This is a genomic window from Bacillus sp. G16 (assembly GCF_021282335.1).
GTDB lineage: Bacteria > Bacillota > Bacilli > Bacillales > Bacillaceae > Bacillus > Bacillus inaquosorum.
In genome coordinates, this window is record NZ_JAJSOZ010000005.1 from 1 (window position 1) to 13,531 (window position 13,531).

Below are 13,531 nucleotides of genomic sequence, written 5' to 3' on the forward strand. Positions count from 1 at the left end.
CTCTCAATTTGTTTGGTGGCGATAGCGAAGAGGTCACACCCGTTCCCATACCGAACACGGAAGTTAAGCTCTTCAGCGCCGATGGTAGTCGGGGGTTTCCCCCTGTGAGAGTAGGACGCCGCCAAGCTTTTATCTTAAATTATTATCATCGCGGGGTGGAGCAGTTCGGTAGCTCGTCGGGCTCATAACCCGAAGGTCGCAGGTTCAAATCCTGCCCCCGCAACCAAAATATATAAATGAAATAAGGAGTGCCCGAAGGGTGCAACCAAAATCATTTTATACAAATATGGTCCGGTAGTTCAGTTGGTTAGAATGCCTGCCTGTCACGCAGGAGGTCGCGGGTTCGAGTCCCGTCCGGACCGCCATTATTGTAAACGAAACGATCATGTTTTCGTTTTTTTTGTGTTTTCTTTTACTGTATCTTCTGCTTGGTGTCATAGCCAAGCTTTCTTTATATGGGCAACATCTTGGATATTCCAGCAAAATTCGATACACTAGGAAGAGCACATATAGGCATAAGCAGGTTGAAAGGGGGGGTTGGTTCATGGATGAATTTGATTTGATACATAGCATTACTCCGCGGACCATTCACCATTCTTCCGTTGATGTAGGAATTGGTGATGATGCAGCGCTCTACACTGCGAAACACGGTGTTCAGGAAATTGTTTGTGTTGATACTATGGTAGAAGATGTGCATTTTAAATTACACTATTCCTCACCTGAAGATATCGGGTATAAAGCGTTAGCTGTTAATATAAGTGATATTGCCGCGATGGGAGGTATTCCAAAATTTTATTTGGTATCACTTGCGGTACCTTCAAAATGGACGGAATCTGAAATCAAGGCGATGTATGAAGGAATGAATGAACTGGCGAAACTATATCATATGGATCTGATTGGCGGTGATACAGTCTCTACCTCTGACAAATTAGTCGTTACAGTCACTGTAATCGGTGAAGTTGAAAAGGGACGGGCCTGTTTGCGCAGCTTGGCAAGACCGAATGATATTGTGTTTGTAACCGGTGAAATCGGTTCATCTGCAGCAGGACTTTCTTTATTATTAGATGAGACTACTCCTCAAAACTCAGCTATAGACACGGCTTACTTTATCAACAGGCATAAAAGGCCTCAGCCAAGAGTAAGCGTCGGCAGATTATGCTCGAGTTTTAAGCGGGTAGCTTTGAATGATATCAGTGACGGATTAGCTAGTGAACTGAATGAACTTGCAGAAGCCAGCTGTGTTTCAATTGAAATTGATGAAAGCATGCTTCCAGTCCATTCAGATTTGCCCAAGCTTCATCCTAACTGGAAAGAATGGGCTTTGTTTGGCGGTGAGGATTTTGAGCTGACAGGGACGGTTTCAAAGGAGGAATGGGAAGTGTTGAAGCAGGAGTGCGAAACATGTCAACTGCCGATTGCAAAGATTGGCCATGTCAGAGAAAAAACAGAATCCAATGTGATCCTAAAAACATATAAAACAACAATGACCTTAGAGAAAAAAGGATATAATCATTTTAAATAAGACAGGTGACTCGTGTGAAGCAATTAAAGTGGAGAACTGTAAATCCTGAAGAAACAAAGGCGATTGCTAAGCTGACTGCAGCGTTTGCTAAACCGGGAGACGTCCTGACATTAGAGGGCGATTTAGGAGCCGGAAAAACGACTTTTACGAAAGGTTTTGCGGAAGGACTTGGAATTACACGTGTTGTAAACAGTCCGACTTTTACAATTATAAAAGAATATAACGATGGTACACTTCCTCTTTATCATATGGATGTGTATAGAATGGAAGACGAAAGTGAAGATTTGGGGCTTGATGAATATTTTCACGGACAAGGTGTCTGTCTTGTTGAATGGGCCCATTTAATTGAAGAACAGCTGCCGCAGGAGCGACTGCAAATTGTCATTAAAAGAGCTGGTGATGATGAGCGGGAAATGACCTTTACTGCTGTCGGGAATCGGTATGAAATGCTTTGTGAGGAGATAAGTAGACATGACAATATTAGCGATTGACACATCAAATTATACGTTGGGCATTGCGCTGCTTCGAGGAGACACCGTCATAGCAGAACACATTACATATTTGAAAAAGAACCACTCTGTAAGAGCGATGCCTGCTGTTCATTCATTGCTGAATGATTGTGATATGACACCGCAGGATCTTTCTAAAATTGTCGTTGCCAAAGGCCCCGGTTCATACACAGGAGTAAGAATAGGTGTGACGCTTGCCAAAACACTTGCCTGGTCTTTACATATTCCGATTGCTGCTGTATCAAGCCTTGAAGCGCTAGCGGCAAATGGACGGCATTTTGACGGTCTGATCAGTCCTATCTTTGATGCAAGACGGGGACAGGTGTATACAGGTCTGTATGAATACAAAAACGGGCTTTTGGAGCAAGTTGTTGCTGATCAAAATGTGATGTTAGCCGAGTGGCTGGAGATGCTAAAAGAAAAGGATCGCCCAGTTTTGTTTTTAGGTCATGATACTTCTATTCACAAGCAGTTGATAGAGGATGTGCTTGGGACAAAAGGGATCATTGGAGCTGCTGCTCAGCATAACCCGCGTCCATCAGAATTGGCTTTTTTAGGGGCGGAAAAAGAAGCAGCTGATGTTCACGGGCTTGTCCCGGAGTACTTGCGGCTGGCAGAAGCTGAAGCGAAATGGATTGAAAGTCAAAAGTAGGGTGATAGGATGAAAACAAAAGCAGCGGTCAGAAACATGCAGCTTGATGATATTGATCATGTTTACGAAATCGAAACATCCTCTTTTACGTCTCCTTGGACGAAGGATTCGTTTTATCATGAGCTGATGGAAAATCCGTATGCTCATTATCTTGTGGTTGAAAAGGACGGCCATGTTGCTGGGTATTGCGGGATTTGGATCGTGATGGACGACGCCCAAATTACAAATATAGCGATAAAACCGGAGTATCGCGGCCAGTCTTTAGGAGAAACGCTTTTTCGCTCAGCGATTGAACTGTGCAAAGAAAAAGACGCGAGACGGCTTTCGCTTGAAGTGAGGGTTTCTAATCATCCTGCTCAAGGCTTATATAAGAAGTTCGGGATGCAGCCCGGCGGAATAAGAAAGAACTATTATACTGATAACGGGGAAGATGCGTTAATTATGTGGGTGACGATAAATGAGTGAGCAAAAAGAGATTTACGTATTAGGAATTGAAACAAGCTGTGATGAGACAGCGGCAGCTATCGTAAAAAACGGAAAAGAAGTCATTTCGAACGTAGTGGCCTCACAAATTGAAAGCCATAAGCGCTTCGGAGGCGTTGTTCCGGAAATTGCTTCAAGACATCATGTTGAGCAAATCACTTTGGTCATAGAAGAAGCTTTTCGTAAAGCCGGTATGACGTATAGTGATATTGATGCGATTGCCGTAACTGAAGGTCCGGGACTGGTGGGAGCGCTTCTTATCGGAGTGAACGCTGCTAAAGCATTGAGCTTTGCGCATAACATTCCGTTAGTTGGCGTCCATCATATAGCCGGTCATATATACGCGAACCGTCTTGTAGAAGAGATTGTGTTCCCGGCACTGGCATTGGTCGTTTCAGGGGGCCATACGGAATTAGTTTATATGAAGGAACACGGATCATTTGAAGTTATTGGGGAAACTCTCGATGATGCAGCAGGAGAAGCTTACGACAAAGTGGCGCGAACGATGGGACTGCCGTATCCGGGAGGACCGCAAATTGACAAGCTTGCTGAAAAAGGGAATGACAATATTCCGCTTCCTCGCGCATGGCTCGAAGAAGGCTCTTACAATTTCAGCTTCAGCGGGTTGAAGTCTGCGGTGATCAATACGCTTCATAATGCGTCTCAAAAAGGACAAGAGATTGCTCCGGAAGATTTGTCTGCCAGTTTCCAAAATAGCGTGATAGATGTCTTGGTGACAAAAACGGCGCGTGCGGCAAAGGAATATGGTGTCAAACAGGTCCTTTTAGCCGGAGGGGTAGCTGCAAACAGAGGCCTCAGAGCCGCATTAGAAAAGGAATTTGCCCAGCATGAAGGGATTAAGCTCGTCATTCCTCCGTTAGCGTTATGTACGGATAATGCTGCAATGATTGCTGCGGCTGGTACAATTGCTTTTGAGAAGGGCATTCGCGGTGCATATGATATGAATGGCCAGCCTGGCCTTGAATTGACTTCTTATCAAAGTCTCACGACATAATGGCGTGAGACTTTTTATCTGTTATTAACAGATAATTCTCAATTTATCCACATATCTGTTAGTAATTATGAAGATATCGATGGATAAAGGGCTGAAGACACTGTTAATAAAGTGGATAAATTCAGAATATTTTGTGGGTAATGTGTATAAAGCGCTTACTTCGTTTGCTTGTAAGGTTATTTTCTGTGGATAAAAAGCACCTCTAAAAAGAGGTGCTTGACTTTTTTTAAGCTTCTTCTGTGGATAGTTCTTCCCATTCAGACAAAAGAGTTTCCAGCTCCTGATTAAGCTTCTCGTTGTCTGCATGGATCGCTTGTACCTTTTCATGGTCTTGATAGACTTCAGGATCACAAAGCAATTCATCATTGTGACTTATGTTTTCTTCAATGGCTTGAACAGCGGTTTCAATTTCTTCAATCCGACGGAGCCGTTGGCGCTCTTTCTTTTTCCATTCTTTTTCTTCTTCATATGAACGTTTGGAGTCGGACTTTACCTCAGCAGGAGTTTTTTCGGTTTCCTCTTGCTGATTCATTTTCTCCAATTCAAGCTGCTCTGATTTTTTCTCGGTATAATAATCGTAATCTCCCAGATACTCCTCTATATGGTTTGGGGAAAGCTCCAATACTCTTGTGGCAATTCTGTTAATAAAATATCTGTCATGTGAGACAAATAACAGTGTGCCTGGATAATCAATCAGCGCGTTTTCGAGAACTTCTTTGCTGTCTAAGTCCAGGTGGTTCGTCGGTTCATCAAGGATGAGAAAATTAGCTTTTTGAAGCATCAGCTTAGCAAGAGCCAACCTTGCTTTTTCGCCTCCGCTCAATGAATGGACGGGTTTCAGCACATCATCTCCGGAGAATAAGAAATTGCCGAGACAAGTTCGGATTTCTTTCTCCGGAAGACCAGGGTACTCATCCCACAGCTCATCAAGGACGCGTTTAGAGGAAGTCAGTTCAGCCTGCTCCTGATCATAGTAGCCGACACTGACATTCGAGCCGTATGAGATTGTTCCATGATCTGGCTTTAGGGTGTCCATTAATGTTTTCAGCAATGTTGATTTACCGATTCCGTTAGGGCCGACAAGCGCGGCGCTTTCTCCTCTTGTGAGCATGAACGACACTTCTGTTAAAAGCGGCGGCTGGTTTTCATAGCTGATTGTGAGATCCTGAACGCGCAGGACTTCGTTTCCGCTCTGTTTTGTAATATCAAAATGAAAGTTTGCGGATTTTTCATCGCCGAGCGGTTTTGACATGACTTCCATTCGCTCCAGTTGCTTTCGGCGGCTTTGTGCTCTTTTTGTGGTAGAAGCTCTCGCCAGATTTCGGTCTACGAAGTCCTGAAGCTTTGCAATTTCATCCTGCTGCTTTTCATACATTTTAATATCTTTCTCATACTGCGCGGCTTTTTGGTCAAGATAAGCGCTGTAGTTGCCGTGATACTTTTTGCTTTCAGCTCTTGATACCTCGTATACTTGGTTTACCACTTTGTCCAAAAAGTAGCGGTCATGCGAAACGATCAGAATGGCGCCTGAATAGCCCTGCAAATAATGTTCAAGCCAGGTTAGCGTATCAATATCGAGATGGTTTGTCGGCTCATCGAGAATGAGCAAATCAGGCTGTGTTAACAGAAGCTTACCAAGGGCCAGCCTTGTTTTCTGACCTCCGCTGAGGCTTTGCACCTGTGTTGAATCGTCAAAATGGCTGAAGCCGAGACCATGCAGCACAGATCTGACATCTGCTTCATATTGATAGCCGCCTTTATCTCTGAATTCCTGCTGAAGCCGGTCATAGGCTTTCATGATGCTTTCCAATTCACCGGGATCAGCTGCCGCCATTTTTTCTTCGATAGCCCGCATTTCCTTTTCCATTGCTTTTAAGTGGTCAAAAACAGTCAGCAGCTCTTCTTTTATGGTAAGCTTAGAATCCAAGCCCGTATGCTGGGCAAGATATCCCATTGTAATATCTTTTGGTTTAATGATTTCGCCCTTTTCATACGAAAGCTGGCCTGCGATAATTTTAAGCAGCGTGGATTTTCCCGCGCCATTTCTTCCTACAATGGCAATGCGATCACGATTTCTGACTTCCAGCTTTATATTGTTTAAAATAGTATCAGCGCCAAACGATTTGGACAGCTGATTAACTTGTAAGATCATCATATTATTTCACCTCTGCTATAATAAGTTAAGTGTAGCTTATGAACCAGAAGTCAGCAAACAATACATTGGCCGAATAAGACATAGAGAAGAAAATAGTGTATGATCTGTTTAAGGAGAGTTTTAATATGAATGGATTTTCTCATTTTAATGAACAGGGCAGAGCCCAGATGGTGGACATCAGCGAAAAATCTTCGACTGTCCGTACTGCGGCAGCTGTTTCAAGCGTACACATGAAGAATGAAGTGTACGAGAAAATACAAAGTCATGATATCGGCAAAGGAGATGTACTGGCTGTTGCGCAGGTGGCAGGCATTATGGCCGCAAAGCAAACGTCCAATATCATTCCGATGTGCCATCCGCTTTCACTGAGCGGGGTAGATATATCGTTTGACTGGAAAATAAAAGAAGCAGAAGTTATACTTCATATAAAAGCACAGGTCAAAACGAAAGGGAGTACAGGTGTGGAAATGGAAGCGCTCACTTCTGCATCGGTGTGCGCTCTTACCGTTTACGATATGTGCAAGGCCCTTGATAAGGGAATGGTCATCGGCCCTACTTTCTTGCTGGAGAAGACAGGCGGGAAAAACGGTGACTTTAAAAGAGAACTATCCGAGTATAATTTGGAGGACCAAAAATGAATAAGGATCAATCAAAAATTCCGCAGGCGACGGCAAAACGGCTGCCGCTTTACTATCGCTTTTTAAAGAATCTGCATGCATCAGGAAAGCAGCGTGTATCATCCGCTGAACTCAGTGATGCCGTAAAGGTTGATTCTGCCACGATTCGCAGGGATTTTTCCTATTTTGGAGCTCTTGGCAAAAAAGGATATGGATATAATGTGGATTATTTGCTGTCATTTTTCCGAAAAACGCTTGATCAGGATGAGATGACAGACGTTATCTTGATTGGTGTCGGGAACTTGGGAACAGCATTTCTTCACTATAATTTCACAAAAAATAATAACACAAAAATTTCTATGGCTTTTGATATAAATGAGAGTAAAATAGGAACTGAGGTAGGCGGCGTGCCTGTCTATAACCTTGATGACCTTGAACAACACGTGAAAAATGAATCAGTTGCCATTCTTACAGTGCCAGCAGTTGCCGCTCAATCCATTACAGACAGATTGGTCGCGTTAGGAATCAAGGGAATTCTTAATTTTACGCCGGCCCGTTTGAATGTGCCGGAACACATTCGAATTCATCATATAGATTTAGCTGTAGAGCTTCAGTCACTGGTTTATTTCTTGAAGCATTATTCAGTTTTAGAGGAAATCGAATAGAGGGAAAGGAGGAGCCCAAATATGCCGATCGGTCCTGGAAGCCTTGCTGTTATCGCAATCGTTGCTCTGATTATCTTCGGTCCCAAAAAGCTGCCTGAGTTGGGGAAAGCTGCGGGAGACACACTTCGTGAATTTAAAAACGCTACTAAAGGATTAACGAGTGATGACGAGGAAAAAAAGAAAGAAGATCAGTAAGTTAGGATGACACGAATGAAAGTGAATCAAATGTCGCTGCTGGAGCATATTGCTGAGCTTCGAAAACGGTTGCTGATTGTGGCGCTGGCGTTTGTCGTTTTCTTTATCGCGGGATTTTTTTTAGCGAAGCCGATTATTGTATATCTGCAAGAAACAGATGAAGCGAAGCAGCTTACGCTTAACGCGTTTAATCTGACAGACCCGCTTTATGTGTTTATGCAGTTTGCGTTTATCATCGGCATTGTCCTGACTTCGCCGGTTATTCTTTATCAGCTTTGGGCTTTTGTGAGCCCAGGCCTCTATGAGAAAGAGCGCAAAGTAACGCTCAGCTACATTCCGATCTCTATTTTGCTGTTTTTAGCGGGCTTATCTTTTTCATATTATATTTTATTTCCTTTTGTTGTTGATTTTATGAAGCGGATTTCTCAGGACTTGAATGTCAATCAGGTGATTGGAATTAATGAGTATTTTCATTTTCTCCTGCAGCTGACGATTCCGTTTGGACTGTTGTTCCAAATGCCAGTCATCCTCATGTTTTTGACCAGGCTTGGAATTGTGACACCGATGTTCTTAGCGAAAATCAGAAAGTATGCGTATTTTACGCTGCTGGTGATCGCTGCCCTGATTACTCCGCCTGAGCTTTTGTCTCATATGATGGTCACTGTCCCGCTTTTGATTTTATATGAAATCAGTATTCTTATATCGAAGGCCGCTTATCGGAAAGCGCAGAAAAGCAGTGCTGCCGATCAGGACGTGTCTCCCGGGCAATAATAAAAAATCCATTTCTCATTGAGAAATGGATTTTCTTTATTTCTGGTTCTTTTTGATTTTAAAAGAAAAGGCGAACATCTTAAAAGAAATGCTGATGTTGTAAGCGGCGAACACCATCAGCAGAATGGAGTAAAATGACCACATGCTGCCTGGTGAGCTTGCGGCAAGATAAGTAAAGATGCACCCTACGGCAAAATAGATCATTCCCCAAACTACCGGGTTTCTCATAAAAATAATCCTCCAATAATCAATTGCATTTGTGTGCTCTGCTGTTCAAGGTACTTCTGAACAGGCTCAAGCTGCATGATGACGACAAATGTATTCATCATGACATGGGCGAATATCGGCACCCATATCCGTTTTGTTCTCGCATACAAGAAGGCAAAGGTAAAGCCCATTGCTGTATAAAGAAGAAGATGCTTTAAATCAGCGTGAACAATACCGAAAATAACCGAGCTGATCAGTCCGGCAAAGAAGAAATTCGTTTTTTCGTACAGTGTGCCGAAAATGATTTTTCTGAAGATGATTTCTTCTAATATAGGCCCGACGACAGAAGAAACCATAATCATGAGCGGGACTGCCTGAATGACATCCAGAATAGCTTGTGTATTTTCTGATTCTCTTCCGATGCCAAATACATAATATTCAATAGAGCCTGCTATTCCTTGAGAGAAGAGGGCAATGAAAAAACCGGCTATCGCCCAAAGGATAGAAAGTCCGACGGAGTCTTTCCGGCCGTTTCGCAGCGTTGTTTTCGGAACAGTTCTCAGAATGAGCAGAACGACAACGAGACAGGCGATAAAGCTGATAACGGACCATAATCCTTGTGCGTGCAGCATATTCTCCTTTGTAGGCTGTCCTCCGGCATAACCGAATTTAAATAACAAGGGAATCCCGATTAATGCGGAAAACTGCATGATGATATATGTCAAAATAATAAACCAATACTGTTTTCTCAAATGGTATGTACTCCTTTGTTAAATGGGTTTCGTTCATCTACAGCTATTGTAACATAATCGGAACGGGGGTGAAAAAGCTAAGGAAAAAGGGAGCTGAAAAGAATCATGTAAGCGTGAAAAAATTTTTATCTTATCACTTGAAATTGGAAGGGAGATTCTTTATTATAAGAATTGTGTTAGCACTCTTTAGTGTCGAGTGCTAAAATTACATATTCATACTATTGAGGAGGTTATTACATTGTTAAAGCCATTAGGTGATCGCGTTGTCATTGAACTCGTAGAATCTGAAGAAAAAACTGCCAGCGGAATTGTGTTGCCGGATTCTGCAAAAGAAAAACCGCAAGAAGGCAAAATCGTGGCAGCTGGTTCAGGTCGCGTGTTAGAAAGCGGAGAGCGCGTTGCTTTAGAAGTAAAAGAGGGCGACCGCATTATCTTCTCAAAATACGCAGGTACTGAAGTGAAATACGAAGGTACTGAATACTTAATCTTACGTGAAAGCGACATTTTAGCTGTTATCGGCTAATTCTTAAATAAACAATACTTAAAACATTTGAGGAGGTCTTGTAAACATGGCAAAAGAAATTAAGTTTAGTGAAGAAGCTCGCCGCGCAATGCTTCGCGGTGTCGATGCACTTGCTGATGCTGTAAAAGTAACTTTAGGACCAAAAGGACGCAACGTGGTTCTAGAGAAAAAATTCGGTTCTCCGTTAATCACAAATGACGGTGTAACAATCGCTAAAGAAATCGAACTTGAAGACGCGTTTGAAAACATGGGTGCTAAGCTTGTTGCTGAAGTAGCCAGCAAAACAAACGACGTTGCCGGTGACGGTACAACAACTGCCACAGTTCTTGCGCAAGCTATGATCCGTGAAGGTCTTAAAAACGTAACAGCAGGCGCTAACCCTGTAGGCGTGCGTAAAGGTATGGAAAAAGCTGTAGCGGTTGCGATCGAAAACTTAAAAGAAATTTCTAAGCCGATCGAAGGCAAAGAGTCTATCGCTCAGGTTGCTGCGATCTCTGCTGCTGATGAGGAAGTCGGAAGCCTTATCGCTGAAGCAATGGAGCGTGTAGGAAACGACGGCGTTATCACAATCGAAGAGTCTAAAGGCTTCACAACTGAGCTTGAAGTTGTTGAAGGTATGCAATTCGACCGCGGATATGCATCTCCTTACATGGTAACTGACTCTGATAAGATGGAAGCGGTTCTTGACAATCCTTACATCTTAATCACAGACAAAAAAATCACAAACATTCAAGAAATCCTTCCTGTGCTTGAGCAGGTTGTTCAGCAAGGCAAACCATTGCTTCTGATCGCTGAGGATGTTGAAGGCGAAGCACTTGCAACACTTGTTGTGAACAAACTTCGCGGCACATTCAATGCAGTTGCTGTTAAAGCTCCTGGCTTCGGTGACCGCCGTAAAGCAATGCTTGAAGACATCGCTGTCCTTACTGGCGGAGAAGTCATCACAGAAGATCTTGGCCTTGACCTGAAATCTACTCAAATTGCTCAATTGGGACGCGCTTCTAAAGTTGTCGTTACAAAAGAAAACACAACAATCGTTGAAGGCGCTGGCGAAACAGACAAAATTTCTGCCCGCGTAACTCAAATCCGCGCTCAAGTGGAAGAAACAACTTCTGAATTCGATAGAGAAAAATTACAAGAGCGTCTTGCGAAACTTGCTGGCGGCGTAGCTGTCATCAAAGTCGGCGCTGCGACTGAAACTGAGCTGAAAGAGCGTAAACTTCGCATCGAAGACGCCCTGAACTCAACTCGCGCAGCTGTTGAAGAAGGCATCGTATCCGGTGGTGGTACAGCACTTGTAAACGTATATAACAAAGTGGCTGCAGTTGAAGCTGAAGGCGATGCTCAAACAGGTATCAACATCGTGCTTCGCGCACTTGAAGAGCCAATCCGTCAAATCGCACACAATGCGGGTCTTGAAGGATCTGTCATCGTTGAGCGCCTCAAAAACGAAGAAATCGGCGTAGGCTTCAACGCTGCAACTGGCGAATGGGTAAACATGATCGAAAAAGGTATCGTTGACCCAACTAAAGTTACACGCTCAGCTCTTCAAAACGCTGCGTCTGTAGCTGCAATGTTCTTAACAACAGAAGCCGTTGTCGCTGACAAGCCAGAAGAAAACGCTGGCGGCGCAGGAATGCCTGATATGGGCGGCATGGGCGGTATGGGTGGTATGATGTAAAACCGACAAAAAAACCTTGATTTCTAAGGGTTTGTCGGCAACGGACGTCATTTTTGATGCCCTTTTGATGCCATTTATAAATTTTCGAAGCTTCTCATGAGTTCACCGAACTTGTGAGAGGCTTCTTTTTTTCTGTCTTTTGTAGTTTGATTTTTTCAGCACTGTTCTATATCGATTTTTAATAGTTTTGATAAATGGTAGGTAATCCCGATATGAACTATTCAATTGACCAAAATACAAAATTCTACCGGCTCAGGTTCCTGCTTACGTCTTCTTTGACAAACGGCTTACTGTTACTTCAGTAAACTACGTTTCTGTTATGAGACAAAAAAGGTATGAAAATTATTCGTCCCAACCTATGTTACTTCTCTCTCTATTGCAGACGACCATATTGGTATACTCTCATACGACAAAAAAAGACCAGTTATCTAAATAATAGTGCCACCAACACTCTTAGACGGTTTCCCCTAGGAAAGTACTGTCAAAGAGAAATCCTGTTAAAATGTCTATTTGTGCTGCTTTTTTTATCTACTAAAAGACAATGTTTTCCTTGCAATAAGGAAACTCGTCTTTTATGGTAAAGCGACAGAATAATGACATCCGATCCCCAATAATTCACTGTCGATGGAGTTAGATTCTTGATAAAATCCGTCCCAACTCTATAGAGACAGGCAACCCAATTATCAACTCTGATATTATCAAGGAGGACTTAATAGTGCATTTTTCAGAAATGATAGATCGTTTGGCTTTATATGATTTACACAGAAAAAGAAGCAAAGATAAACATTTTTCTGCTGCTTGTAAAGCCGATGTAGTTGATAGTGAGGAATTTTACAGTGCAAATATTGCTGATGTTTCAATTGATTTGAATGAATCTAAAAAAAATTATAGGGTTGGAACATTTAGTTATGAATCCTTAATTCAAACTGGGAATCTTGTTAATGATACTTTAAAAGGGGAGGTTTTTTTAAATAAAAATGATATAGATCAACCCAATGTCATCTTTGTACACGGTTGGCGCATGGATTCGTACAATAGGATCAAAAAAATATTTCATAATCGTATAATAAACGATTTAGGCTGGAACATGTACTATTATTCTCTTCCATACCATTTTGAAAGAGAACCGGAAAATTCACTGTATAGTGGCGAGTTAATGATTAGTGCAAATATTGATCGTACAATTGAGTCGTCAAGACAGGCCGTTGTAGATTTACGAGCGTTAATTCACTGGATAAAAGCAAATAAAAAAGGCCCTGTTATCATAGTGGGAGTAAGCTTAGGGGGATGGGTTACTAATCTAATTGCAACCCTAGAATCCCAAATTGATGTAGTGGTATCAATCTTTTATGCCAATCGCCTTTCTTATTCAATATGGAACACGATCCCAGGTAAATTCATAAGAGAAGAATTAGAACAAAATGGTGTGACCTATGAAGATTTAACAAAATATTGGAATATCACAGATCCTAGTCAAGCCTTGCCGAAAGTTAATAAAGATAACATTCTGCTGATTTCTGCTAAACATGATCAGTATATTGACTTAAAAGATGCAGATTATTTATGGGAAAGCTGGGGGAAACCCACAAGATATGTCTACAATTGTGGTCATTCCGGTATTGTTGTTTGTCGCAAAAAGCTGGCAAATGATACGCTTTCCTTTATACGAGAAAGAATACATACGGGAAAACCTGGTTCAGTACATTTGTAGACCTTAATAAGAAACCAAAGGCCAACTGCAACTTCAGTTGGCCTTTCCTATTTATAGTAAAGAAACTGAGTGA

15 protein-coding genes, 2 tRNA genes, 1 rRNA gene and 1 pseudogene are annotated in these 13,531 nt (G+C 42.4%); 16 read left to right on the top strand and 3 right to left on the bottom strand.

Annotation, left to right across the window (positions count from 1 at the left end):
• The first annotated feature begins 11 nt into the window (after positions 1 to 11).
• The 8 genes from rrf to tsaD all read left to right on the top strand — a co-directional run bounded on the left by rrf (position 12) and on the right by tsaD (position 4,181).
• Positions 12 to 127, top strand: a 5S ribosomal RNA gene (rrf, locus tag LWH95_RS07250).
• 22 nt (positions 128 to 149) lie between these two features.
• Positions 150 to 226, top strand: a tRNA-Met gene (locus tag LWH95_RS07255).
• A 62-nt stretch (positions 227 to 288) separates the two neighbouring features.
• Positions 289 to 365 (top strand) — tRNA-Asp (locus LWH95_RS07260).
• Between the two features lie 179 nt (positions 366 to 544).
• A complete protein-coding gene (thiL, locus tag LWH95_RS07265) occupies positions 545 to 1,522 on the top strand; it encodes a thiamine-phosphate kinase (protein ID WP_232919238.1) in 978 nt (325 codons plus the stop codon).
• A gap of 14 nt (positions 1,523 to 1,536) precedes the next feature.
• Positions 1,537 to 2,013 (top strand): tRNA (adenosine(37)-N6)-threonylcarbamoyltransferase complex ATPase subunit type 1 TsaE, encoded by a 477-nt coding sequence (gene tsaE, locus LWH95_RS07270; protein ID WP_084994826.1) that lies wholly within the window; start codon positions 1,537 to 1,539, stop codon positions 2,011 to 2,013.
• Positions 1,994 to 2,683 (top strand): tRNA (adenosine(37)-N6)-threonylcarbamoyltransferase complex dimerization subunit type 1 TsaB, encoded by a 690-nt coding sequence (tsaB, locus tag LWH95_RS07275; protein ID WP_004397834.1) that lies wholly within the window; start codon positions 1,994 to 1,996, stop codon positions 2,681 to 2,683. Before tsaE ends, tsaB begins: the two co-directional genes overlap by 20 nt.
• A 9-nt stretch (positions 2,684 to 2,692) precedes the next feature.
• Positions 2,693 to 3,148 (top strand): ribosomal protein S18-alanine N-acetyltransferase, encoded by a 456-nt coding sequence (gene rimI, locus LWH95_RS07280; RefSeq protein ID WP_060398049.1) that lies wholly within the window; start codon positions 2,693 to 2,695, stop codon positions 3,146 to 3,148.
• On the top strand, positions 3,141 to 4,181 hold the full coding sequence (tsaD, locus tag LWH95_RS07285; protein WP_060398050.1) for a tRNA (adenosine(37)-N6)-threonylcarbamoyltransferase complex transferase subunit TsaD: 1,041 nt from the start codon (positions 3,141 to 3,143) through the stop codon (positions 4,179 to 4,181). The genes rimI and tsaD overlap by 8 nt, the downstream gene beginning before the upstream one ends.
• A 226-nt stretch (positions 4,182 to 4,407) precedes the next feature.
• Here tsaD and LWH95_RS07290 read toward each other — a convergent pair whose 3' ends face one another.
• Positions 4,408 to 6,336, bottom strand: a complete 1,929-nt coding sequence (locus tag LWH95_RS07290; RefSeq protein ID WP_232919239.1) for an ABC-F family ATP-binding cassette domain-containing protein — start codon at positions 6,334 to 6,336, stop codon at positions 4,408 to 4,410.
• A 125-nt stretch (positions 6,337 to 6,461) separates the two neighbouring features.
• On the opposite strand from LWH95_RS07290, the gene moaC reads away from it, so the two are divergent.
• Genes moaC through tatC form a run of 4 tightly spaced genes read left to right on the top strand, consistent with a single transcriptional unit; the run spans position 6,462 to position 8,584 of the window.
• On the top strand, positions 6,462 to 6,974 hold the full coding sequence (moaC, locus tag LWH95_RS07295) for a cyclic pyranopterin monophosphate synthase MoaC (protein ID WP_003243499.1): 513 nt from the start codon (positions 6,462 to 6,464) through the stop codon (positions 6,972 to 6,974).
• Positions 6,971 to 7,618, top strand: a complete 648-nt coding sequence (locus LWH95_RS07300; RefSeq protein WP_003225686.1) for a redox-sensing transcriptional repressor Rex — start codon at positions 6,971 to 6,973, stop codon at positions 7,616 to 7,618. The genes moaC and LWH95_RS07300 overlap by 4 nt, the downstream gene beginning before the upstream one ends.
• A gap of 21 nt (positions 7,619 to 7,639) precedes the next feature.
• On the top strand, positions 7,640 to 7,813 hold the full coding sequence (gene tatAY / locus LWH95_RS07305) for a sec-independent protein translocase protein TatAY (RefSeq protein WP_003225684.1): 174 nt from the start codon (positions 7,640 to 7,642) through the stop codon (positions 7,811 to 7,813).
• Between the two features lie 6 nt (positions 7,814 to 7,819).
• Positions 7,820 to 8,584, top strand: coding sequence for a twin-arginine translocase subunit TatC (gene tatC, locus LWH95_RS07310; protein WP_225516257.1), 765 nt, complete (start codon positions 7,820 to 7,822; stop codon positions 8,582 to 8,584).
• Between the two features lie 36 nt (positions 8,585 to 8,620).
• Here the strand turns inward: tatC and LWH95_RS07315 are convergent, their stop codons facing one another.
• Together LWH95_RS07315 and LWH95_RS07320 are read right to left on the bottom strand one after the other, a co-directional pair.
• Positions 8,621 to 8,812: a YdiK family protein gene (locus tag LWH95_RS07315; RefSeq protein ID WP_003225680.1), complete on the bottom strand. Its 192-nt coding sequence runs from the start codon at positions 8,810 to 8,812 to the stop codon at positions 8,621 to 8,623.
• Positions 8,809 to 9,543, bottom strand: coding sequence for a CPBP family intramembrane glutamic endopeptidase (locus tag LWH95_RS07320; protein WP_061186112.1), 735 nt, complete (start codon positions 9,541 to 9,543; stop codon positions 8,809 to 8,811). Before LWH95_RS07320 ends, LWH95_RS07315 begins: the two co-directional genes overlap by 4 nt.
• A gap of 238 nt (positions 9,544 to 9,781) precedes the next feature.
• Between LWH95_RS07320 and groES the strand changes: the two genes are divergently transcribed.
• From groES to LWH95_RS07340, 4 genes and pseudogenes are all read left to right on the top strand, one after another.
• Positions 9,782 to 10,066 carry a co-chaperone GroES gene (groES, locus tag LWH95_RS07325; RefSeq protein WP_003155970.1) on the top strand — a complete coding sequence of 95 codons (285 nt, stop codon included), beginning with the start codon at positions 9,782 to 9,784 and terminating at the stop codon, positions 10,064 to 10,066.
• A gap of 46 nt (positions 10,067 to 10,112) precedes the next feature.
• Positions 10,113 to 11,747 carry a chaperonin GroEL gene (groL, locus tag LWH95_RS07330; RefSeq protein WP_004397771.1) on the top strand — a complete coding sequence of 545 codons (1,635 nt, stop codon included), beginning with the start codon at positions 10,113 to 10,115 and terminating at the stop codon, positions 11,745 to 11,747.
• Between the two features lie 593 nt (positions 11,748 to 12,340).
• Positions 12,341 to 12,624 (top strand): annotated as a pseudogene (locus LWH95_RS07335) (hypothetical protein); the annotation flags it as partial.
• A gap of 210 nt (positions 12,625 to 12,834) precedes the next feature.
• Positions 12,835 to 13,458 (top strand): alpha/beta hydrolase family protein, encoded by a 624-nt coding sequence (locus LWH95_RS07340; RefSeq protein WP_232919348.1) that lies wholly within the window; start codon positions 12,835 to 12,837, stop codon positions 13,456 to 13,458.
• Positions 13,459 to 13,531 lie beyond the last annotated feature (73 nt).